At 57.6% G+C, this 18,112-nt stretch carries 23 protein-coding genes, 1 pseudogene and 1 riboswitch; of the genes and pseudogenes, 9 read left to right on the top strand and 15 right to left on the bottom strand.

Features of this window, described 5'->3' with window-relative positions:
• Positions 1-417: 417 nt before the first annotated feature.
• The 4 genes from DSM25558_RS08805 to DSM25558_RS08785 all read left to right on the top strand — a co-directional run bounded on the left by DSM25558_RS08805 (position 418) and on the right by DSM25558_RS08785 (position 4,169).
• Complete coding sequence (locus tag DSM25558_RS08805) at positions 418-1,428, top strand: ABC transporter substrate-binding protein (RefSeq protein WP_077103822.1); 1,011 nt, start codon at positions 418-420, stop codon at positions 1,426-1,428.
• Between the two features lie 253 nt (positions 1,429-1,681).
• On the top strand, positions 1,682-2,590 hold the full coding sequence (locus DSM25558_RS08795) for an ABC transporter permease (protein ID WP_077103820.1): 909 nt from the start codon (positions 1,682-1,684) through the stop codon (positions 2,588-2,590).
• The gene (locus DSM25558_RS08790) at positions 2,583-3,668 is read left to right on the top strand and encodes a quaternary amine ABC transporter ATP-binding protein (RefSeq protein ID WP_077103818.1); all 1,086 of its coding nucleotides are present in this window, start codon (positions 2,583-2,585) and stop codon (positions 3,666-3,668) included. Before DSM25558_RS08795 ends, DSM25558_RS08790 begins: the two co-directional genes overlap by 8 nt.
• Before the next feature lie 222 nt (positions 3,669-3,890).
• Positions 3,891-4,169 (top strand): hypothetical protein, encoded by a 279-nt coding sequence (locus DSM25558_RS08785; RefSeq protein ID WP_077103816.1) that lies wholly within the window; start codon positions 3,891-3,893, stop codon positions 4,167-4,169.
• Positions 4,170-4,301: 132 nt separating this feature from the next.
• Here the strand turns inward: DSM25558_RS08785 and dmeF are convergent, their stop codons facing one another.
• Both dmeF and dmeR read right to left on the bottom strand, forming a co-directional pair.
• Positions 4,302-5,297, bottom strand: coding sequence for a CDF family Co(II)/Ni(II) efflux transporter DmeF (gene dmeF / locus DSM25558_RS08780; RefSeq protein WP_077103814.1), 996 nt, complete (start codon positions 5,295-5,297; stop codon positions 4,302-4,304).
• 9 nt (positions 5,298-5,306) lie between these two features.
• Positions 5,307-5,579 (bottom strand): Ni(II)/Co(II)-sensing transcriptional repressor DmeR, encoded by a 273-nt coding sequence (dmeR, locus tag DSM25558_RS08775; RefSeq protein WP_077103812.1) that lies wholly within the window; start codon positions 5,577-5,579, stop codon positions 5,307-5,309.
• Between the two features lie 133 nt (positions 5,580-5,712).
• Between dmeR and DSM25558_RS08770 the strand changes: the two genes are divergently transcribed.
• Positions 5,713-6,126, top strand: a complete 414-nt coding sequence (locus DSM25558_RS08770) for a MerR family transcriptional regulator (RefSeq protein ID WP_077103809.1) — start codon at positions 5,713-5,715, stop codon at positions 6,124-6,126.
• Positions 6,127-6,238: 112 nt separating this feature from the next.
• On the opposite strand, the pseudogene DSM25558_RS29240 reads toward DSM25558_RS08770, so the two are convergent.
• Positions 6,239-6,343: pseudogene (locus DSM25558_RS29240) on the bottom strand (phospholipid methyltransferase); the annotation flags it as partial.
• A gap of 18 nt (positions 6,344-6,361) precedes the next feature.
• The gene (locus DSM25558_RS08765) at positions 6,362-6,793 is read right to left on the bottom strand and encodes a VOC family protein (protein WP_244554142.1); all 432 of its coding nucleotides are present in this window, start codon (positions 6,791-6,793) and stop codon (positions 6,362-6,364) included.
• Between the two features lie 739 nt (positions 6,794-7,532).
• Here DSM25558_RS08765 and DSM25558_RS08760 point away from each other — a divergent pair.
• A complete protein-coding gene (locus DSM25558_RS08760; protein WP_077103806.1) occupies positions 7,533-8,021 on the top strand; it encodes a GNAT family N-acetyltransferase in 489 nt (162 codons plus the stop codon).
• Positions 8,022-8,119: 98 nt separating this feature from the next.
• Positions 8,120-8,686, top strand: coding sequence for a type 1 glutamine amidotransferase family protein (locus tag DSM25558_RS08755; RefSeq protein ID WP_077103804.1), 567 nt, complete (start codon positions 8,120-8,122; stop codon positions 8,684-8,686).
• A gap of 50 nt (positions 8,687-8,736) precedes the next feature.
• Here the strand turns inward: DSM25558_RS08755 and DSM25558_RS08750 are convergent, their stop codons facing one another.
• The 8 genes from DSM25558_RS08750 to DSM25558_RS08715 form a co-directional block, all read right to left on the bottom strand.
• Positions 8,737-9,222: a hypothetical protein gene (locus tag DSM25558_RS08750; RefSeq protein ID WP_077103802.1), complete on the bottom strand. Its 486-nt coding sequence runs from the start codon at positions 9,220-9,222 to the stop codon at positions 8,737-8,739.
• Between the two features lie 96 nt (positions 9,223-9,318).
• Positions 9,319-9,618, bottom strand: coding sequence for a hypothetical protein (locus DSM25558_RS08745; RefSeq protein ID WP_077103800.1), 300 nt, complete (start codon positions 9,616-9,618; stop codon positions 9,319-9,321).
• A 1-nt stretch (position 9,619) separates the two neighbouring features.
• Positions 9,620-10,333 carry a CbtA family protein gene (locus DSM25558_RS08740; RefSeq protein WP_077103798.1) on the bottom strand — a complete coding sequence of 238 codons (714 nt, stop codon included), beginning with the start codon at positions 10,331-10,333 and terminating at the stop codon, positions 9,620-9,622.
• A 10-nt stretch (positions 10,334-10,343) separates the two neighbouring features.
• Positions 10,344-10,526 carry a CbtB domain-containing protein gene (locus DSM25558_RS08735; RefSeq protein WP_077103796.1) on the bottom strand — a complete coding sequence of 61 codons (183 nt, stop codon included), beginning with the start codon at positions 10,524-10,526 and terminating at the stop codon, positions 10,344-10,346.
• Between the two features lie 149 nt (positions 10,527-10,675).
• Positions 10,676-10,935: riboswitch (cobalamin riboswitch) on the bottom strand.
• A gap of 29 nt (positions 10,936-10,964) precedes the next feature.
• The gene (locus tag DSM25558_RS08730) at positions 10,965-11,882 is read right to left on the bottom strand and encodes a cytochrome c (protein WP_077103795.1); all 918 of its coding nucleotides are present in this window, start codon (positions 11,880-11,882) and stop codon (positions 10,965-10,967) included.
• Positions 11,883-11,952: 70 nt separating this feature from the next.
• On the bottom strand, positions 11,953-12,384 hold the full coding sequence (locus tag DSM25558_RS08725) for a c-type cytochrome (protein WP_077103793.1): 432 nt from the start codon (positions 12,382-12,384) through the stop codon (positions 11,953-11,955).
• Between the two features lie 205 nt (positions 12,385-12,589).
• Positions 12,590-13,477 carry a metallophosphoesterase gene (locus DSM25558_RS08720; protein ID WP_077103791.1) on the bottom strand — a complete coding sequence of 296 codons (888 nt, stop codon included), beginning with the start codon at positions 13,475-13,477 and terminating at the stop codon, positions 12,590-12,592.
• Positions 13,478-13,574: 97 nt separating this feature from the next.
• Complete coding sequence (locus tag DSM25558_RS08715; RefSeq protein ID WP_077103789.1) at positions 13,575-14,177, bottom strand: superoxide dismutase; 603 nt, start codon at positions 14,175-14,177, stop codon at positions 13,575-13,577.
• A 224-nt stretch (positions 14,178-14,401) separates the two neighbouring features.
• Here DSM25558_RS08715 and DSM25558_RS08710 point away from each other — a divergent pair, with 224 nt between their 5' ends.
• Positions 14,402-14,734: a hypothetical protein gene (locus DSM25558_RS08710; RefSeq protein WP_200800734.1), complete on the top strand. Its 333-nt coding sequence runs from the start codon at positions 14,402-14,404 to the stop codon at positions 14,732-14,734.
• A gap of 3 nt (positions 14,735-14,737) precedes the next feature.
• Here the strand turns inward: DSM25558_RS08710 and DSM25558_RS08705 are convergent, their stop codons facing one another.
• Both DSM25558_RS08705 and DSM25558_RS08700 read right to left on the bottom strand, forming a co-directional pair.
• Positions 14,738-15,292, bottom strand: coding sequence for a GNAT family N-acetyltransferase (locus DSM25558_RS08705; RefSeq protein WP_077103870.1), 555 nt, complete (start codon positions 15,290-15,292; stop codon positions 14,738-14,740).
• Positions 15,293-15,362: 70 nt separating this feature from the next.
• The gene (locus DSM25558_RS08700; RefSeq protein WP_077103787.1) at positions 15,363-15,971 is read right to left on the bottom strand and encodes a LysE/ArgO family amino acid transporter; all 609 of its coding nucleotides are present in this window, start codon (positions 15,969-15,971) and stop codon (positions 15,363-15,365) included.
• A gap of 90 nt (positions 15,972-16,061) precedes the next feature.
• Here DSM25558_RS08700 and DSM25558_RS08695 point away from each other — a divergent pair, with 90 nt between their 5' ends.
• A complete protein-coding gene (locus DSM25558_RS08695) occupies positions 16,062-16,964 on the top strand; it encodes a LysR family transcriptional regulator ArgP (protein WP_077103785.1) in 903 nt (300 codons plus the stop codon).
• A gap of 234 nt (positions 16,965-17,198) precedes the next feature.
• Here DSM25558_RS08695 and DSM25558_RS08690 read toward each other — a convergent pair whose 3' ends face one another.
• The gene (locus DSM25558_RS08690) at positions 17,199-18,086 is read right to left on the bottom strand and encodes a branched-chain amino acid aminotransferase (RefSeq protein WP_077103784.1); all 888 of its coding nucleotides are present in this window, start codon (positions 18,084-18,086) and stop codon (positions 17,199-17,201) included.
• Positions 18,087-18,112 lie beyond the last annotated feature (26 nt).

Raw genomic sequence — 18,112 nt, 5'->3', positions numbered from 1 at the left:
CAATTAAACTCTAAGCTTCGTCAGTATAATCTCTTGGGTAACGAGTATTACCCATCCTCAAAAATAGTTCCGCAGCCTCATGCATGGCTGCAATGCGGCATTTCGCGTTGCAATATCATCTTCTCGCCGTATTATAGAAACCGTTGACATATTTATGCGCTTTTCCGCCGCTGTGACCGCGGCTTTCTTCGTCGCTGTTGAGCGGCTTTCCTTTGACGACATCTCGTTCGTCTTTCCGCGCGTGTCATTCAACATGGGGCTTTCGCTGCACTCTGGCGAAATTCATGCTCCATGGCTTTAGCTCTGCGTTCTGGCAGCCGATATCATTGATGTCGCGCCGGCGCTTTTGGCAGGCCGGGCTTTGCAGTGCCCCGGTATGCCTCACATAAACACTGCATTAGACTTGGGGGTCTTACAATGAAGAAACTCCTCGCCTCGACCATTCTTGTCACGGGCTTCACACTTGCCGCCGCTGGCGCAAGCACCGCCAACGCCGCTGAGACCTGCGGCAACATCTCCATCGCTGAAATGAACTGGGCCTCTGCCGGTGTCGCGGCTTACGTCGACAAGTTCATCATGGAAAACGGCTATGATTGCACGATCGATGTCGTGACCGGCGACACCACACCGACATTCACCTCCATGAATGAAAAAGGCCAACCCGATATGGCACCCGAAATGTGGGTGAACACGCTGGGCGCGCCTTACGAGGAAGCCGTCAAGAAGGGCAACCTCATTCAGGAGGTCAAAATCCTGAACGATGGTGGCGTTGAGGGATGGTGGATTCCGAAATATCTGGCCGACGCGCACCCTGATATCAAGACGGTGGAAGATGCGCTCAAGCATCCCGAACTGTTCCCGGCACCGGAAGATGCCAGCAAGGGTGCCGTCTTCGGCTGCCCTCCCGGTTGGGGTTGCCAGCCAACCACGGCCAATCTTTTCAAGGCGCGCAAAGCCTCCGACAAGGGCTTTACGCTGGTTGACACCGGCTCCGGTGCTGGCCTCGATGGCTCCATCTCCAACGCCTATGAGAAGAAGCAGGGCTGGCTCGGTTACTATTGGGCACCAACCGCCATCCTCGGCAAATACGATATGGTCAAGCTGGACGACGGCGTTGAACTGGACCGCGAAGCTTACGACAATTGCATCGCCAAAGCCGACTGCGCCGACCCCAAGCCCAACGCTTACCCGGTCGCCGAAGTGTTTACGGTCGTGACCAAGGAGTTTGCCGAAAAGGCCGGTCCTTCCATCGAATACGTCAAGAAGCGCCAGTGGGGCAACGACACGGTTGCCGAAGCTCTGGCCTGGATGGACAAAAACCAGGGCACCAATGAAGACGGTGCGGCATACTTCTTGGAAAACCACGAGGACATCTGGACGAAGTGGGTTTCGCCGGAAGTGGCTGAGAAGATCAAGGCTTCGATCTGATGGGTGTGTGTTGGGGCTGCGGTTTTATCGCAGCCTCGGCACTTGTGGCCTACCCCCCTCTGCCCTGCCGGGCATCTCCCCCACAGGTCGGGAGATCGACTCGTGGTTAGCTCTCGGCCATCTCTAATGTTGAGAGTGAAGCGGGTTCGTGCGCCCTGCTGATCTCCCTCCTTGTGGGGGAGATGTCCGGCAGGACAGAGGGGGGGAGCCACACCCACAGATCTCTCCATCACAACAAGGGAAAAAAACAATAATGGCCCTCTGTAATCTCCTGCCGGATATGCTGTGCAAGTTTCCGGCCATTGGCAACAGCACCATGCGCGTGGCACGCAAAACCATCGATGACGGGTTTCGCGATATCGTTCGCAGCTACGGCGACATCATCGATACCGTGGTGCATCCGTTGCAACTGTTTCTCAACGCATCCGAACGCTTCTTCATCCAGACGCCGTGGATCATTATCTTTCTCGGTCTGCTGGCCTTGGTGCATCTGGCCGGGCGCAGCTTCCGCATCACGCTCGGCACCGCAGTTTCGCTGTGTCTGATTGGTGCTGTCGGTCTGTGGCGCGATGCGATGACGACGTTGTCGATCGTGGCGATCGCGACGCTGATCGCCGTCATCATCGGTCTGCCGCTTGGCATTCTCATGGCACGCTCTGAACGCTTGCAGCGCTTCATCAACCCCACGCTCGACGTCATGCAGACGATGCCGAGCTTCGTTTATCTCATCCCCGTCGTCGTCATTTTCGGCATCGGCAAGGTGCCCGGCCTGATTGCGGTCGTCATCTACGCCATTCCGCCGATGATCCGCCTGACCAATCTGGGCATCCGAATGGTGGACCGGGAAACGCTGGAGGCAGCAGACGCTTTCGGCTCTTCCAACACCCAGAAGCTGCTGAACGTGCAATTGCCGCTGGCCATGCCCACCATCATGACCGGCATCAACCAGACCATCATGATGTCGCTGGCGATGGTCGTCGTCGCTTCCATGGTCGGCGTCGGGGGGTTGGGCAAGAACGTGCTTCAGGCCATCAACAACCAGTTCTTCACAATCGGCTTTCTGAACGGCTTTGCGCTGGTGGCTATCGCCATCATGTTCGACCGTGCCAGCCAGGCCTTCGGCAAGCGTTTGCAGAAATATCGCGAGGTGCAACATGGCTAAGGACATTGAAATCCGGAATCTCTACAAGATTTTCGGCAAGCACCCTGAGAAACATCTCGAGGCCGTTAAAAACGGGTTGAGCAAGACCGAGTTGAACGACAAGCACAATCACGTTCTGGGTCTCAACAACATCAACATCACCATGCCCGGCGGCAAGATCACCGTGGTCATGGGGCTGTCCGGCTCCGGCAAGTCGACGCTCATCCGCCATATTAACCGGCTGATCGAGCCGAGCGCGGGTGAAGTGCTCTATGATGGTACCGACATCTGCTCGATGGGCACATCTGCCCTTCGCGATTTCCGCCGCCACAAGACCGCCATGGTGTTCCAGAAATTCGGCCTCCTGCCGCACCGCACCGTTTTGGAAAACAGCGTTTATGGTCTGGATATCCAGGGCGTGGCGCGCAAGGACAGCATCGAGAAAGGTCGTTACTGGCTGAACCGGGTCGGCCTCGACGGTTACGAGGATTATTACCCCAACCAACTCTCCGGTGGCATGCAGCAGCGTGTGGGCCTCGCCCGTGCGCTGACCAACGATGCCGACATTCTGTTGATGGACGAAGCCTATTCCGCACTCGACCCTCTCATCCGTGTGGACATGCAGACCATGCTGCTCGACCTGCAACAGGAGTTGCAGAAGACCGTCGTCTTCATCACCCATGATCTGGACGAGGCGCTGCGGCTGGGCGACCATATTGCAATCCTGAAAGACGGCGAGATGGTGCAGCAGGGTGATGGCCAAAGCATCATCCAGCATCCGGCCAATGAATATGTCAGCGACTTCGTGCGCGACGTGAACCGTGGCCGCGTGTTGCAGGCAACCACCGTCATGGAGCCAGTCATGAGTGCGCCGGAAAGCATGTCGGTGCTGGAAACGGCCACCTTAGAAACCATCGCCCGCGACATGACGGATGCCAACGAGACCACCGCCCATGTGGTGGACGAGGATGGCAAGGCCGTGGGCAGCATCGGCATCGAATCGCTGGTGGCTGCAATGGTAACGCCAGCCGTTCATGACGCGGAAGAACCGCAAGCACCGGTGCCTGACACGGCAGAGCCGGAAAAAAAGATCGCCTGATTCTAGGCCTGCCCTTCGCGACTTGATGTTGCGGAGGGCACTTCACGTCAGAGAATCGGCATTTCCTCGCGTTTTTGAGTTTTTGCAAGCCCCTAAAATGCAAAAACGAAGCAGCACTTCCCATGCTGTCAAGCGAAGAACGCGCATCAAACACGATGACGCAAGCTTCGCGCAAGCTTCGGCCGTTAATACTTCATTAACGGGTCAGAGAAAGGGCTTGCTATGAATATCGATAATAATATCGGAGGCTCTGCGCAGCACAGCAGATCTCAGCATATCGAAAAGCGGCAGACGGAAACCGTGACCCCTGAGCAGCAGGAAACAATGCTGAGCGGCGGCAAGATTTCCTTTGTCAACGCTCTGCAATCCACATCGCTCGCCAATGTCCTGTGGACTGTCAGCAACGACGCTGCCGACGAAAGCTCTGCGACGCAAAGCATCGCTGGAACCACCACGCAGCTGGAAGCAGCATGGCTTCGACAGGCCTATACAGAACACTGACATCGGCCGATTCCCGACGTCTGAAGATGCGCCTACCAAACATATTTATGATTGATAACTGATTAATTTTCAGAAAAAAGCCGCGCAATGGCGGCTCTATATTTCCAAAACAATCCCTTCTTCACATCATGCTCAAGCTGGGTTCGCGGCGTCGATTTCGACCGTGATGTGTGAAAGCTCATGGATTGCAGCCAGCTTGCGCCGATAAAAGGCTGGAGCCTGCGGCGACGGCGACTGTATCGCGACGATGGCAGCGTGATGCCCCGGCCCCACCTGCCAGACGTGAAGATCAGTGATCCATTCCTCTTCGGTCTCGACTGCACGGCGGATTTTGCCAGACAGAACATCACCCTGCGGAACAGCGTCCACAAGCACGGCACCGGTAGAGCGCAGCAGACCCCAAGACCAGCGCGCAATGACGATGCCGCCGACGATGCCCATGGCCGGATCGAGGAAGGTCCAGCCGTTCCATTTTCCCAACAGCAGAGCGACGATGGCGAGAACGGATGTCAGCGCATCGGCCACGACGTGCAGATAGGCGGAGCGCAGATTATTGTCCTTGCCACCATGGCTGCCATGATGGGCATGCTCACCATGGTGCGCGTGCTCACCGTGGTGGGCATGGCTACCATGGGAGTGCCCGTGGTCGTGTCCGTGATGATGGTCGTCTTTCAACAACCATGCGCTGATAATGTTGACGACCAGACCGATCATCGCCACTGCAATGGCCTGATTGAAATCGATCTGCACCGGAGAAAAGAAGCGCAACGTGCTTTCCCAGGCAATCATGATGGCCGCCACACCCAGCACGACAGCACTGGCAAAACCGGCCAGATCACCGAATTTTCCAGTGCCGAAGGTAAAGCGCGCGTTCTTTGCCTGTTTGCGGGCGTAAAGATAGGCCAGCGCCGAAATCAGCATTGCGCCGGCATGGGTGGCCATATGCCAGCCATCAGCTGTCAGTGCCATGGAGCCAAACCAGCTTCCGGCTGCAATTTCCGCCACCATCATCGCCGCCGTCAGCGCAATCACCGTCCAGACACGGCGTTCATTGCGCTCATGATCCTGCCCCAGAAAAACGTGGCTATGGGTGCCGTGGCCGTGGTTATGCTCTGTCGTCGCTGTCATGGCGCACCTTTACCGAATGTATGTTTTCAAAACCTGCGCCAGCTCTTCCGTGGCACGGGCACGCTCTTCATCATTTTCCGCATGCAATACATGCTCATGCAGATGGTCCTGCATCACCTCACCCGTCAGCCCGGACAGCGCGCCGCGCACGGAAGCCAGCAATTGCAGCACCTCCCCACAAGGCTTGCCACCCTCCAACGCCCGCTCCACCGCTTCCATCTGCCCTTTCAGGCGGCGGATACGCGCCAGAAGCTTGTCCTTGTTCTCGACGGTATGTGACATAGTTTTCTTTCAATATAGTATAGGGGGGTAGGGTATATTGCTGCACAACGCTCCGCAAGCCCCTCCTCCACATACTTGCTACCAAAGAGCTTATGCTCTACATCTCCAGAAACTAGAGCTATGAGGCCTGACCATGTATTCCATCGGCGATCTATCCCGAAACACCGGCGTCAAGGTGCCGACCATTCGCTATTACGAGCAGATGGGACTGCTGCGTGCGGCGGAACGGTCGGAGGGCAATCAGCGCCGGTATGAGAAAGCCGATCTGGAACGCCTCGCCTTCGTGCGCCACGCCCGCGATCTCGGCCTCAACATCGATGCCATCCGGGAACTGATCGCGCTCAGCCAGCACCGCGAAATGCCCTGCGCTGGTGCCGACCGCATCGCCGCCGATCACCTCACAACCGTCCGCGAAAAGATCGCCAAGCTGAAGAAGCTGGAACACGAGTTAGAGCGCATCGTCTCCCATTGTGACGGGCACTCGATTGAGGATTGCTATGTTATTCGGGCGTTATCGAACCATGATCTGTGTGAGCATGAGCATTGAGGCCAGAGAGAGAGCAGGACTGGTGACAACGAGTAGGAACGTCATAACAATCTAAATCGAATGACGGCTCTCAGCCCAAAGCGGACAAGCCAGGGTGTGCAAGCTGTCAGGTTCATGCGGCGACTGTCGTCCTCATGATGCGATATACGCTTGCAGGCGGCAGGTTTGCATAGGTGGTGCTGATGCGAATAGCCTTGAGCCCCAGCCGCTGGAGTAAAGTATCAGCAATCCTCCACTAAGCAGGCGGCTGCATCAGCTCTATGGTGATACCATCCGGGCCGGAGATGTACGCGACCATTGTTCCGCATCGGGGGCCGGCTGGTATCGGCTGCGGCGAACCGTTCACTGCCCACCCCGCCGTCTCAACCCGCGCGATCGCCATGCGGATATCCTTGACCGTGAAGGCGATATGAGCGGCGCCGATCGCACCCGCGCTACGAGGTGTCTGGCCCAGCGTACGGCCTGTCGAATACTCGAGAAGCTCGATAGGGTAGCCATTTGGAGCCGTCACCAGCGCCATTCGGCAACGGGGGTCGTCAACCCCCGTAGCCTCCCGTAGAAACTCCCCACCCATCTCTCCTCGGCGAGCAAGGTCGAAACCCATCGCCTCAGTCCAGAACTGGATCGCCTCCTCCAACGAGGCGACCGAGAATCCCGTGTGGTCCACGGCTATTACGCCGGCATCTTCGGCCATCTTTAATCCTCACATATCTACCAGTTACGTCTGCCCGATCTAGCGACGGCTCGATAGCCTTACGAACTTTCTTTCGTCTCTCGACACCGTTCGGAGCATCACTTCACGTCAATTAATTCAGCAAAATGAAGATAATAAGTCGCATGTTCCGCCTACCATCGAAATGAGAATTAACCCAGCCAGCAAATGCAGAGACGGAGTATCCACCGGAGGGCTTCGGCCGGAATTCGTTATGCCAGGCCAAAAAACTACTCCTTTTGTCCTTCAGCAGGTCCAAATTTCTTTCTTCGATGAAAGGCAGAAAATATCGTTCTTTTTGAAGAGCGAAACTCTGGTGTTCTCGCTAAGCCTCGTGCAGGCACCATCGCGTCAGTGGTGGCTTTCTCTTTCCTCTGCTGCGTATCCAAACACCAGAACACACGACTATCTGTGCGACGACCTTCCAAATTAATGAATATCGAACGGTCCGTGGAGCCGACGGCTTACTGCGATGACTGCTTTTGGCGCAAAGCGGAAATCTGGCCTTGACACAATCCCAATTCCAGCGCATCTAATCCCCATGATCAACGCACGCGCACCCATTTCCTGCACGTATTTTTGGGCCTTCCTTTAAGGGCGGCTCGACAGATCACTTTGTCAACAAGCCGCCGTCAGGCGGCTTTGTTGTTTTCAAACGTCCTGACGGCAAAACCAGAACCCGAAGGACGAGATAATGACCGAAGACAGCCTTCTGACCCTGCCGAGACCGCCCGTCGTGACCATTCGTGGTGCACGCAAGGCCGATCTGCCTGAACTCAACGAGATGATTACGCTGCTGGCCGCCCACCATGGCGATGCGGCGGCGATTACGGCTGAGAAGCTGGAGCGTGATTTGTTCGGCCAGGTGCCGTGGATTACGGCGCTGGTGGCCGAGGCCGATGGCGAGCTGATCGGTTACGCCATTCTCGTGCCGCTCTATCGTGCGCAGGAAGGCCGTCGCGGCATGGAACTGCACCATTTGTTCGTGCGGGATGGCCACCGTGGCCACGGCACCGGCCAGCATCTTGTGGGCCGCGCGCGGGACGTTGCCAAGCGTTGTGGCTGCGATTTCCTTTCCGTCGGCGCAGCCACCGGCAATTTCGCCGCGCACAAGTTCTACGAAAACATGGATTTCATACCACGCCCCGTGACCGGCATGCGTTTCATGCAGGCGTTAGCTTAACGCGGTAGACACAACGGAACCGACCGTGCGGTTTCAAGCGTTTCGCATGGTCTTGTTTCAGTTTCGTGTTTCGATGTGGTGGATTGCAGGAGAAGAGAATGCCTCGTATCGCGCTGGCCCTGACCGAGGATTTTGCCGATTGGGAACCCGCATTGTTGATTGCGGCGGCACGTGGATATCTGGGCGTCGATATCGTAACGGCCTCGCCCGACGGCGCACCGGTAACGTCGATGGGCGGCCTCAATGTCACGCCTGACATGGCCTATGATGCACTCGACCCGGAGACGATCCATGCGCTGGTCATTCCCGGCGGGCTGATCTGGGAAAAGGGTGCGGCACCGGATTTTACCGATCTGGTGCACCGCTTTCGCACCCAGCACCGTGTGGTCGCCGGCATTTGTGCGGCAGCGAGCGCGCTGGCGGGAACCGGCGTGCTGAACCATGTGGCCCATACAGGCAATTCGGTGGATTCACACAGCAGATACGAAAGCTATCAAGGCGCTGAACACTATCGCGACCAGCCACAGGCCGTCAGCGACAAGGGCATCATTACCGCACCCGGCAGCGCGCCGGTGACATTTGCTACGGAAGTGTTGAAAGCACTGGACCTCTGGGGACCGGAAGCGGAAGCCGAAATCACCGCGTTTTCGGCGGAGCATCGATAAACGTTGCAAGCGCAGCGGCACGCGGTTGTGATGATGCGTTTCGCCAGCTTTCAGAGCTGTGAAAGGACCTCAGACAGATGAGCACCGCTCACGACACCGGCAGGCCATCGCTCTATCAAACCAATGATCCCTTTCGCCTTGCTACCGAGAATATAGTCGCTTGAGATCGCACCTGTCAGGGTCCCATCGGCTCGATCCATCGCAACCATGCCCGCCATCATACCCCGCTCTGTCTGATTGGGTGAGACAGGCCAGCCAAGAACCATTTTATCGTGGTCAGTCAGAATTTTCCCTATATCGTACTGCGTCCATACAGTCCCATCGGGAGCCGTATACATCGTAACGTCCTCAGATAGTCCTGGGTCATCGCCAGACCGCTTTTCCTCGGATGCATTATTTGTTTCAATATCTGAGGTACTATCCTGAATGCTCTTCTGCTCCAGAAATTGTCCGAAATCGGAACCTTCTTCTCTATAACTAGATCGCGATTGGGCCGCTGGCAACACAGTCTTTATATCTATACCAGAAACAGTCACGGCTTTTTACTCCGTTTGCAAAGAAACCTTATAACAATCATAAATTGCAAATTTGGACGCAAGAATCAACTTATAAGATTTTATTGACGATCATTTTTATGGTGATTGTGCGAGAAATTGGCCTGGAGTATTTGAGGTCAACGCTTGGCGAATGTCGCGGCTGTTGAGATGCAGGCTACGATCGAAAGGAAGCGAGACACGCGCGATCTTCGTCGCGGCGGCGGTCGTGAAAGCTTGGCTATTGTCCTCGAAAAACTGGAGGCACGCTTCCCTATCAGGCTCGTGGCGCAACAGCGCCTTGAAGGCCAGCCGGTGCATGGCGCAAGGCGCGCCATGACCGGGGACGGAAAAACGCAGTGCGTCAAGCTCATCGCTCCACTCGACTGCGTTTTCCATCTTATTTGGCAACGTCTAAACGCTTGAGGAAAAGCCCGCTCAAGGTTCCGACAATGATCCAGAACATGAAGCTGGTGACGGTTGCCAGCACCATGAACCGGCGCTCCAGTGGCAGAGGTGCCAAGGCGTGTTCGCCCTCCGGCGGCAGAGGTGCGCCGATGACGTGTGGTGCCGCAATGAGCACGATGGCCAGAACCGCAGCCCATGGCTCACCGCGTCTGAAGGCAAGCAGCGCGATGCCGCCCGCCGTTGCGGCCACCGTGGCGATCCACCACGTTTGACGCGCACCGAGAGCCGCCGCCGGGCTTCCCGGTAGTTCCGGTGGCAGACCGATCATGGGTGCCAGCATGACGGCGGCGAAACCGGCAAGCCCCCAGAACAGACCTTCGCGCCAGCCAGCTTCGGAGCCGCGCAGGGAAATCAGTGCCGTCAGGACCAGCGCGTAACCGATGGCGGTCAGCACATTGGCGGCGATGGTGTAGGCGTTGCGCTCGAAACCATCGGCCGGTGTCCAGGCTTCGGCATCATGATGATGGTCGGCCGGTGTTGCGGCATCATGGGTGTGGGCGGGAGCAGCTTCGCCGCCGGCATTTTCAAAGGTTTCAGCCTGAAGGATGAGCGGCGTGGTGCCGATGGCCTGCATGGCGCTGACGGCGAGACCGGCAATCAGCCCCACCAGAACGGCGGTGAAAACGATATTACGGAAAAATGGCATCTCTGTTCCCTCAATGGCAAGGGAAGGCATTGGCATGGCGCGTATCATGGGCGGCATTGTGCACCGCTTCGATATGCGAGAAGCCAACGAAACCGACGATGAACAGGCCAAGTGCGGCGGCTGTCAACGACTGCGCAATCTTCGATGTTTTGATTGATACGGCTGATGTGGCCGTATTCTGCTGGATAGACATGGTGATCCCTTCCTGTGCGGGTGGGCGCTATTCTGATCAATAGCCACACGACCGCATTCAACATTCACCACGGGGAAAAGAGACACATGGTTTTAAGGGCCGGACAAACCGACCTGCCAACCGTGCTGTTCCGGACACCCCGCCGGTATTGACGACACTCACGTGATGGCAGGTCTCCTGGCTCGCGGGTCGTAACCTTGAAAACACCTTCCCGATCCTTCTGTATCCGCATCGTACTTTACGAAATCGAAGGTGATTTCGCGTCGATGCGCCAGACCAGTGGCTTTTCGTTTTCAGGCTATCCGCTCACAGTTGCGGGGGCAGCCACGAATCGAAGCATGAGGCTTCTATCGTGTTCCCTTTTCACTTTCCGGGCGAACCCGGAAAGACCATCACACAACTGTTATCCGGCGGAAGCGCATCCGAGTCAATGGCTGATCACGGAGATGGCAATGCCTTGAGGTACGCCGCAATCGCGTTGCGATCTTCGGCGGGAAGGTGGGCCATGTTCTGTTGCACCTTGACCATGGAGCCACCGGCGCTATCGAAATCCGGTGTAAAGCCGGTCTCGAGATAATTGGCGATATCAGCCTGCGACCACGAACCGATGGGTTGAGACTCAGGCCGGATATCGGGAATGCGGCCCTCCCCTTCCGGGTTCGGTCCACCGGCTAGCCATTGGCTTTTCAGGAAGCCGCCCAGTGCGTCGCGTGGGGTGTGGCATTCGCCACAATGGCCAAGGCCTTCCACCAGATATTGCCCGCGAAGGACTGCCGCATCGGCATTGGCAAGCTGCACGCGCGGCTGGCCTTTGTCGAAATACAGGAATTTCCAGCCACCCAGGGCAAGACGAATGTTGAATGGGAATGGCAGATCGTGGCCCGGTGCATCATTGATGCTGGCGGGCAGCGTTTTCAGATAGGCGAAGAGATCATTGACATCCTGCGGCGTCATTCGCGCATAGGAATTGTATGGGAAAGATGGGTAGAGATGCTCGCCATCCTTGCCCACGCCGCGCGTCATCGCATCGCCGAATTGCGCCACGGTCCACGCGCCGATGCCGTGCTGAGGATCGGAAGATATGTTGGGCATGTGGAAGGTGCCGAACGGGCTTGGCAGCGCCTGCCCGCCGGACAGCACCTTCAACGCATCGCCCGTGGCATCCGGCGCGGCGTGGCAGCTCGCGCAGCCGCCTGCCCAGAACAGGGTTTCACCATTGGCGAGATTGGGTTCACCCAGATTGGCCCAATGGCTTGGCGGCTGGCGCTGTGGCGCAGTTACCCACATGAAAATGCCGAACCCGACGGCACCGGCAACAACAGCACCACCCGCCAGCTTTGCCCAGATGGAAGCCATTGTCTTCTCCATTTGATCGATCTATCGAGAAAAAGGCCCGCCATTTGACCGGCGGACCACATTTGTCATGTTACTTTTTGAGACGGTAAGCCTGATGGCAGCTGCTGCAATCAGCGCCCAGTGTCTTCAAGGCAGCACCGACGCTGGCCTGATCCGTCGGCAGTTGCGCCAGAACCGTGTCGGCATCCGTTCCGAGCTTTTCGGACTTCGCCTTGAAGTCTGCAAAGTTCTGCCAGATGGCCGGAGACGCAGCGCCGCCTTCAGAACCGGCTGGGAACTGGTCCGGGAAAGCCTTGGCGTTGGCGCTGATGGTGGTGACGGCGGTCTTGACGGCAGCGGCGTCGTAGGGCTTTTCACCCTTGGCGATGGCACCGAGCGCGCCCATGGCACCGCCGATACCCTTCATCAAGCCTTCGCGCTTTTCGACCTCGCCGGCTGCGGAAACCGCACCGGCGCAAAGACAGCCTATCATTATGGAAGCAGCAATGGTTCTAAGCTTCATCGTTTCTCTCTCCTGAAACCGGCGCGCCGGAGGGGTCTCTATTCTGGTGTTCTCGCATGTCATCGTCGCAAAACAGCGTCCCACCCGCCCGACATGCGGGAACGAACGTGAAAGAAGATGCCCGTTTCACATGGCAAAAAGAAGTCACATTCCGGTGATTTCTAAAGCGAAATCAGGCATATAAAGTCGTCTTTGGCGGTCTGCTTTATCGCCGCGCCGCAGTTGGCTGATGCAGATCTGCCGAGGCTGAAAGAAGCAATGAACGGCTCTCTTCCCGGCCAAAACCACGGATTTCGATGCGATCTTCAAACATATCGGCAATGGCAAAGGTGTTTTCGTCCAATGTATCGACCATGCCTTTGACGTTCACGAAATGCGTCTGGCCCAGCAGCCCGTAATTACCGACGTGATTGTGGCCGCAAAACCAGGTCTTGGCGCTGTGGTGAGCGCCAAGCAAAGCCAAGGTTTGCGGCGCGTCCCACATGTTGTGAGCGTTGTCCGGATAAAGCGGATAGTGGCAGAAAATGAGGGCGTTTTCGCCCGCCGCATCGGTTGCATCCAGAGTTTCGGCAAGCCATTTCACCTGCGCGTCGCTGAAAGAGCCGTTCCAGTCTTGAGCATTGATGGCACCCGCCTCTTTCAATGCACTCAGCCTCTGCGCAGCCAGTTCACGACGCGGGTCGCTGTGAGGTGGGGCAAACAGGCTGACATCACTGCCGTCAAGCACCACGAAACGGAAGCGCCCAATCGCAAAATCATACCATGGCGATGGCATTTGAAGACGCGCATGGACACCTGCCAGATGCTCTGGTGCAACAGCGAAATCGTGATTTCCCGGCAGCATGATGCTGCGATGCTTGAGGTTCTCGTAGCATTTGAGAATGGTGTCGAAGTTTTCCCAACCATGGTCGATGACATCACCCAGCGTGACGACGAAAGCCAGATTTTCGGCATTGAACACCTCGATCGCCGCATCCAGCTTTTGCGGGCTCTGCGCATAATAACGTCCCATTTCCGGGCGCGGCGCGACATCGGCATATTGCGGATCGGCGATGATGCCGAAGGAGAAAAGCGGTGCTGTTTTTTCTGTCATGATGCCCCCGCATAGGACGGGGCGATGACAGCCATATGACAAAACGAAAACACCCGGCGCTAAGGCCGGGTGTCGATCGAAATGAAGGTACTAAACCTTACTTGGCAGCAGCTTCGTAGCGCTCCAGAACGTAATCCCAGTTGATGAGATTATCGACGAAGGCTTCGAGGTACTTTGGACGCAGGTTGCGGTAGTCGATGTAGTAGGAGTGTTCCCATACGTCGACGCCGAGGATTGGCTCTGCACCGTGAACCAGCGGGTTTTCACCGTTTGGTGTCTTGGAGATTTCGAGCTTGCCATCCTTGACGGAAACCCATGCCCAGCCGGAGCCGAACTGTGTGGTGCCGGCGGCGATGAAATCGGCCTTGAACTTGTCGTAGCCGCCCAGATCAGACGCGAATGCCTGCTCCAGCTTGCCCGGCAGCTTGTTACCGCCGCCGTCCTTCTTCAGCCACTTCCAGAAATGGACGTGGTTGTAGTGCTGAGCGGCGTTGTTGAACAGGCCGGCATTGGTACCGAAGGACTTCTTGACGACTTCTTCCAGAGAAAGGTCCGCAAGACCAGCTTCGGCAGCAAGCTTGTTGCCGTTGTCGACATAGGCCTTGTGGTGCTTGTCGTGGTGAAACTCGAGCGTTTCGCGCGACATGTAAGGTGCCAGCGCGTCGTAATCGTAAGGCAGTGCGGGAAGTTCGAAGGCCATGGTGTTTACTCCTTGTTGCAGCGGCAGGACCGCTCCTTGAAACCTGTGCCCGGACCATAAGAGCGGACGTGATGAGAGGCAACCTGCTAAATGTTAAAATGTTCCAGCAAAAGAGAAAATTCTTCCCGCCGCCCTTGGAAAAACACTTTTCATGCCAAGGCTGGCGTACCGATTCCAGAAAATCCGTTCGCTTTTCTGAGCGAACCTACAGGAAGGATATTACCGTGAAACGACAGTTTCTCACCGCCTGTATCGCAAGCCTTTTCGCCCTGCCAGCCGCCGCATCTTCGGACGATGCGTGGAAGGCGTTTTCGGCGGAGGTTCAAGCGCGGTGCCTTGGCGCGGTTGAGGGCAATATCGAGAACCCGAAGATCGTCGTCGATCCCTTCGGTAGCCAGAGCTACGGCCTTGCCATCATCACCGGTAAAGCCAAGGGCACCGCGACCGATATCAGCCATGTCTGCGTTTTCGACAAGACCACCAAAACCGTCGAAATCGGCGGAGAGTTGCCGCAGGACGCAGTGAAAATCGATATCCCCGGTTCTGCGGCGCGGTGAGCCCTAGATTTCCGGCTTGAAACGCGGGGTCGTGTCTGCCTCACCCAGCGGGCGTTGCATCAGCACGATGTCCAGCCAGCGCCCGTGCTTCCAGCCAACGGATTTCAACGTGCCTGTCATTTCAAAACCGGCTGCGCGGTGGACGCCGACGGAGGCAGCGTTGTCCGAGTCGCCGACAACAGCAACCATCTGCCGAAAGCCGCGTGCGGTCGCGTCTTCGATCAGTGCCAACAGCAGCGCCTTGCCGATACCGAGGCCCTTGCGCTCAGGATCGACATAGATGGAATCCTCGACGGTCGCGCCATAGGCCGGGCGGGCGCGGTGGGCTCCGGCATAGGCATAGCCTGCAACCGCGCCTTTGACCTCTGCCACCAGATAGGGAAAGCCGCCCGCAACCAAAGCGCGCCTGCGCTCGATCATAGTATCGACGGATGGCGGCTCGATTTCGAAACTGGCCGTGCCGTGCAGCACCGCGTGGCGGTAAATCTCGGTAATGGCAGCGATATCGCCCTCTTCGCAGGGTCGGATGGCCACAGTTGGTTTTGGCTGGGAATGCATTTCAATGTCCTGAATATTGGTAGAGACAATGTGCACGGTCACCGCTCCATTTCAAACCGAAATTCAACGCTCAACCACCGGTCAACAGCTTGATGGCAATCAGCCACATGGTGAGCGCGATGACGCCTTCCAGCACGCGCCAGCTTTGAGGATTGGCGAAGATGGGGCGCAGCCAGCGCGCGCCGTAACCAAGGGAAAAGAAGAACACGAAGGATGAGGTGACGGCACCGGCCCAGAACGCGGTTTCGGGCCCCGGAAACTGTGTGGAGATGGTGCCGAGCAGAACCACCGTGTCCAGATAGACATGCGGGTTGAGCCATGTCAGCGCAAGGCAGGTGGCAAGTGTCGAACCGAGCGAAGTGACGGTGCCGGATGCGGCGACGAGAACATTCGAAGCGCCAAGCGCCGATTGCAGGCTTTTTGCGCCGTACCATAACAGAAAGGCTGCACCGGCGTAACGCATGGCCGGTTCCAGTGCGGGCAGAACGGCTGCGATCTGGCGAAAGGCGGTGATGCCGACGGTGATCAGGATTGCATCCGACACAGCACAGGCGAGCACCACGGCAAACACATGTTCGCCCCGCAGCCCCTGTCGCAGCACGAAGGCGTTCTGCGCGCCGATAGCGACGATCAGCGTCAGCCCCATCGTCAAGCCCGTCATATAGGTCGAAAAATCCATAGCCCTGCCCTTGTTTCTAGCTTGGCATAGGCGTGGCATTCACGTTAATCCAGTTAAGGTTTCTAAGGTGGATTAAGGCAGGCTAATTTCATGCTTGATTATGCAGCGCTTCGTGCAGTGTCCATGGTGGTGCAAACTGGCAGCTTTGAAAAGGCGGCGCTCGCCCTGCATGTGACGCCATCGGCAATTTCCCAGCGGGTCAAACAGCTGGAAGAACGGCTTGGCACCGTGCTCATTCTGCGCGGCAACCCGTGTACCGCGACCGAAAAAGGCGAATGGGTTTGCCGCCACATGGAGCATGTGGGCATGCTGGAAACCGAGCTGTTCGGGCAGCTGCCAGCGCTTCTAGCACCGAACCAACCGGGCGAGAAAGTCACGCTGCATATAGCCACCAACGCCGATAGCCTCGGCACATGGTTTCTCAACGCGATTTCCGGCTTTTCGACTGGCTCGAACTATCTGATGAACATCGCCGTGGACGATCAGGACCACACCGCGGACTGGCTGCAAAGGGGCCGGGTTCTGGCCGCCGTCACCAGCCTGGAGAAACCGGTGCCGGGTTGCCGCGTCACGCCGCTCGGTTCCCTGCGCTACCACGCCACGGCCAGCCCGGATTTTATGGCCCGCTATTTCGGTGGCGGCGTGACCGAAGCGCGGCTCTCGCAGGCACCGGCGCTGACCTTCAACCAGAAAGACCGGCTGCAACATCAATGGGTCTCAAAGGTGTTCGGCGCACCGGTGGTCCACCCCACCCACTGGCTTCCCTCGACGCAAAGTTTTGTCGATGCCGCCCTGCTGGGCATGGGCTGGGGCATGAATCCTGAAATGCTGGTGCGAGATCATCTCGCATCGGGTGATCTGGTGGAGCTGGTGGCGGAGACGCCGCTGGATATTCCGCTGCACTGGCAGGTGAACCGGCTGGCGGCAGAGAGGTTGAAGCCGTTGACGCAGGCGGTGGTGGATGTAGCGCGCGGGGTGTTGGTGCAGGGTTGAGGTTGGAGCGAGGGGCGGAACCCCTCACTTGCGATTTCTAACACTTGAGCTTCGCTCAAGATGTTGAAATCGTTTTCTCTCCCACAAGGGGAGAGATAAAAGATGCCGCGCCGCCGCGGGTTACCTCTCCCCTTGTGGGAGAGGACAGAAAATCACGATCTTAGCTGAAAGCTAAGTCGTAGATTTTCTAGGTGAGGGGTCCCGCCGCAAACTCGACGCCACGATTTGCCCGCCTCACTCCGCCTCAGCACCCAAACTCGCCGCCCATTCCAGATACAAATCCAGCGCCTTGCGCGCCACCGGACCAGCCTGCAATTCGCGGTCATCCAGCTTGGTTACCGGCGAGACCTTGGAATAGTTGCCGGAGCAGAAAATCTCATCCGCCTCGCGGAAATCCTGCACGGAAAGCGTCGCCTCGCGCACGTCGAAACCGGCCTGGCGAAGAAGGCCCATGACGCGGGAGCGGGTGATGCCGGCGAGGAAGGTGCGGTTGGGGACCGGCGTGAATACGACGCCATCCTTGACCATGAAGACGTTGGCCGAGGCCGTCTCGGCAACGTTGCCGTTCATATCCAGCATCAGCGCGCCGTTGAACCCGCGCGAACGGGCTTCCATAATGGCGCGGCCGCTGTTGGGGTAAAGGCTACCCGCCTTGGCATCCGTCATGGCCGTTTCCGGCGACGGGCGACGCAGGGGGGAGACGGTGAGTGTGACCGGCGCGCCCGCATCCATCGGCGCTTCGAACAGGCACAGCGCAAAGCGGGTGGATGCGGCATCCGGTGCCACGACACTACCGGGCATGCCGTGTTCAGCCCAATACATCGGCTTGATGTAGATGGCCACGTTGCCGTCGAATTTCTTGACACCTTCCAGCGCAAGCTGCTCGATCTCATCAGGCGTCATGGTCGGCTTCATGCCCATACTGATGGCGGAGCGGTTGACGCGCTGGCAGTGCAAATCCAGATCCGGTGCCAGACCATTGAATGAGCGTGCGCCATCGAACACCGTCGAGGCCAGCCACATGGCATGCGAGGTCGGCCCGATCAGCGGCGGGTTGCCGGGAAGCCATTGACCATCGACATAGGTCCAGGTGGGGGAACGGGGTGCTGTATCAACGGACATGGCATTCTCCTTGTGCAATGGCGGGA

Origin of the sequence: Agrobacterium sp. DSM 25558 (assembly GCF_900100825.1) — a bacterium.
Taxonomy (GTDB): Bacteria; Pseudomonadota; Alphaproteobacteria; order Rhizobiales; family Rhizobiaceae; genus Agrobacterium.
Note: the sequence above shows the minus strand (reverse complement) of the source record. Positions and strands in the feature narration are given on the sequence as shown.

What these genes read in the sequence shown, in the direction of transcription:
- DSM25558_RS08715 (WP_077103789.1), bottom strand. Translation starts at nt 14,177, where the DNA reads ATGGCCTTCGAACTTCCCGCACTGCCTTACGATTACGACGCGCTGGCA.
- DSM25558_RS08700 (WP_077103787.1), bottom strand. Translation starts at nt 15,971, where the DNA reads ATGGATTTTTCGACCTATATGACGGGCTTGACGATGGGGCTGACGCTG.
- DSM25558_RS08785 (WP_077103816.1), top strand. Translation starts at nt 3,891, where the DNA reads ATGAATATCGATAATAATATCGGAGGCTCTGCGCAGCACAGCAGATCT.
- DSM25558_RS08735 (WP_077103796.1), bottom strand. Translation starts at nt 10,526, where the DNA reads ATGTCTATCCAGCAGAATACGGCCACATCAGCCGTATCAATCAAAACA.
- DSM25558_RS08760 (WP_077103806.1), top strand. Translation starts at nt 7,533, where the DNA reads ATGACCGAAGACAGCCTTCTGACCCTGCCGAGACCGCCCGTCGTGACC.
- DSM25558_RS08705 (WP_077103870.1), bottom strand. Translation starts at nt 15,292, where the DNA reads ATGCATTCCCAGCCAAAACCAACTGTGGCCATCCGACCCTGCGAAGAG.
- DSM25558_RS08730 (WP_077103795.1), bottom strand. Translation starts at nt 11,882, where the DNA reads ATGGCTTCCATCTGGGCAAAGCTGGCGGGTGGTGCTGTTGTTGCCGGT.
- DSM25558_RS08725 (WP_077103793.1), bottom strand. Translation starts at nt 12,384, where the DNA reads ATGAAGCTTAGAACCATTGCTGCTTCCATAATGATAGGCTGTCTTTGC.
- DSM25558_RS08740 (WP_077103798.1), bottom strand. Translation starts at nt 10,333, where the DNA reads ATGCCATTTTTCCGTAATATCGTTTTCACCGCCGTTCTGGTGGGGCTG.
- DSM25558_RS08745 (WP_077103800.1), bottom strand. Translation starts at nt 9,618, where the DNA reads ATGGAAAACGCAGTCGAGTGGAGCGATGAGCTTGACGCACTGCGTTTT.
- DSM25558_RS08690 (WP_077103784.1), bottom strand. Translation starts at nt 18,086, where the DNA reads ATGTCCGTTGATACAGCACCCCGTTCCCCCACCTGGACCTATGTCGAT.
- DSM25558_RS08770 (WP_077103809.1), top strand. Translation starts at nt 5,713, where the DNA reads ATGTATTCCATCGGCGATCTATCCCGAAACACCGGCGTCAAGGTGCCG.
- DSM25558_RS08790 (WP_077103818.1), top strand. Translation starts at nt 2,583, where the DNA reads ATGGCTAAGGACATTGAAATCCGGAATCTCTACAAGATTTTCGGCAAG.
- DSM25558_RS08695 (WP_077103785.1), top strand. Translation starts at nt 16,062, where the DNA reads ATGCTTGATTATGCAGCGCTTCGTGCAGTGTCCATGGTGGTGCAAACT.
- DSM25558_RS08795 (WP_077103820.1), top strand. Translation starts at nt 1,682, where the DNA reads ATGGCCCTCTGTAATCTCCTGCCGGATATGCTGTGCAAGTTTCCGGCC.
- dmeF (WP_077103814.1), bottom strand. Translation starts at nt 5,297, where the DNA reads ATGACAGCGACGACAGAGCATAACCACGGCCACGGCACCCATAGCCAC.
- DSM25558_RS08755 (WP_077103804.1), top strand. Translation starts at nt 8,120, where the DNA reads ATGCCTCGTATCGCGCTGGCCCTGACCGAGGATTTTGCCGATTGGGAA.
- DSM25558_RS08720 (WP_077103791.1), bottom strand. Translation starts at nt 13,477, where the DNA reads ATGACAGAAAAAACAGCACCGCTTTTCTCCTTCGGCATCATCGCCGAT.
- dmeR (WP_077103812.1), bottom strand. Translation starts at nt 5,579, where the DNA reads ATGTCACATACCGTCGAGAACAAGGACAAGCTTCTGGCGCGTATCCGC.
- DSM25558_RS08805 (WP_077103822.1), top strand. Translation starts at nt 418, where the DNA reads ATGAAGAAACTCCTCGCCTCGACCATTCTTGTCACGGGCTTCACACTT.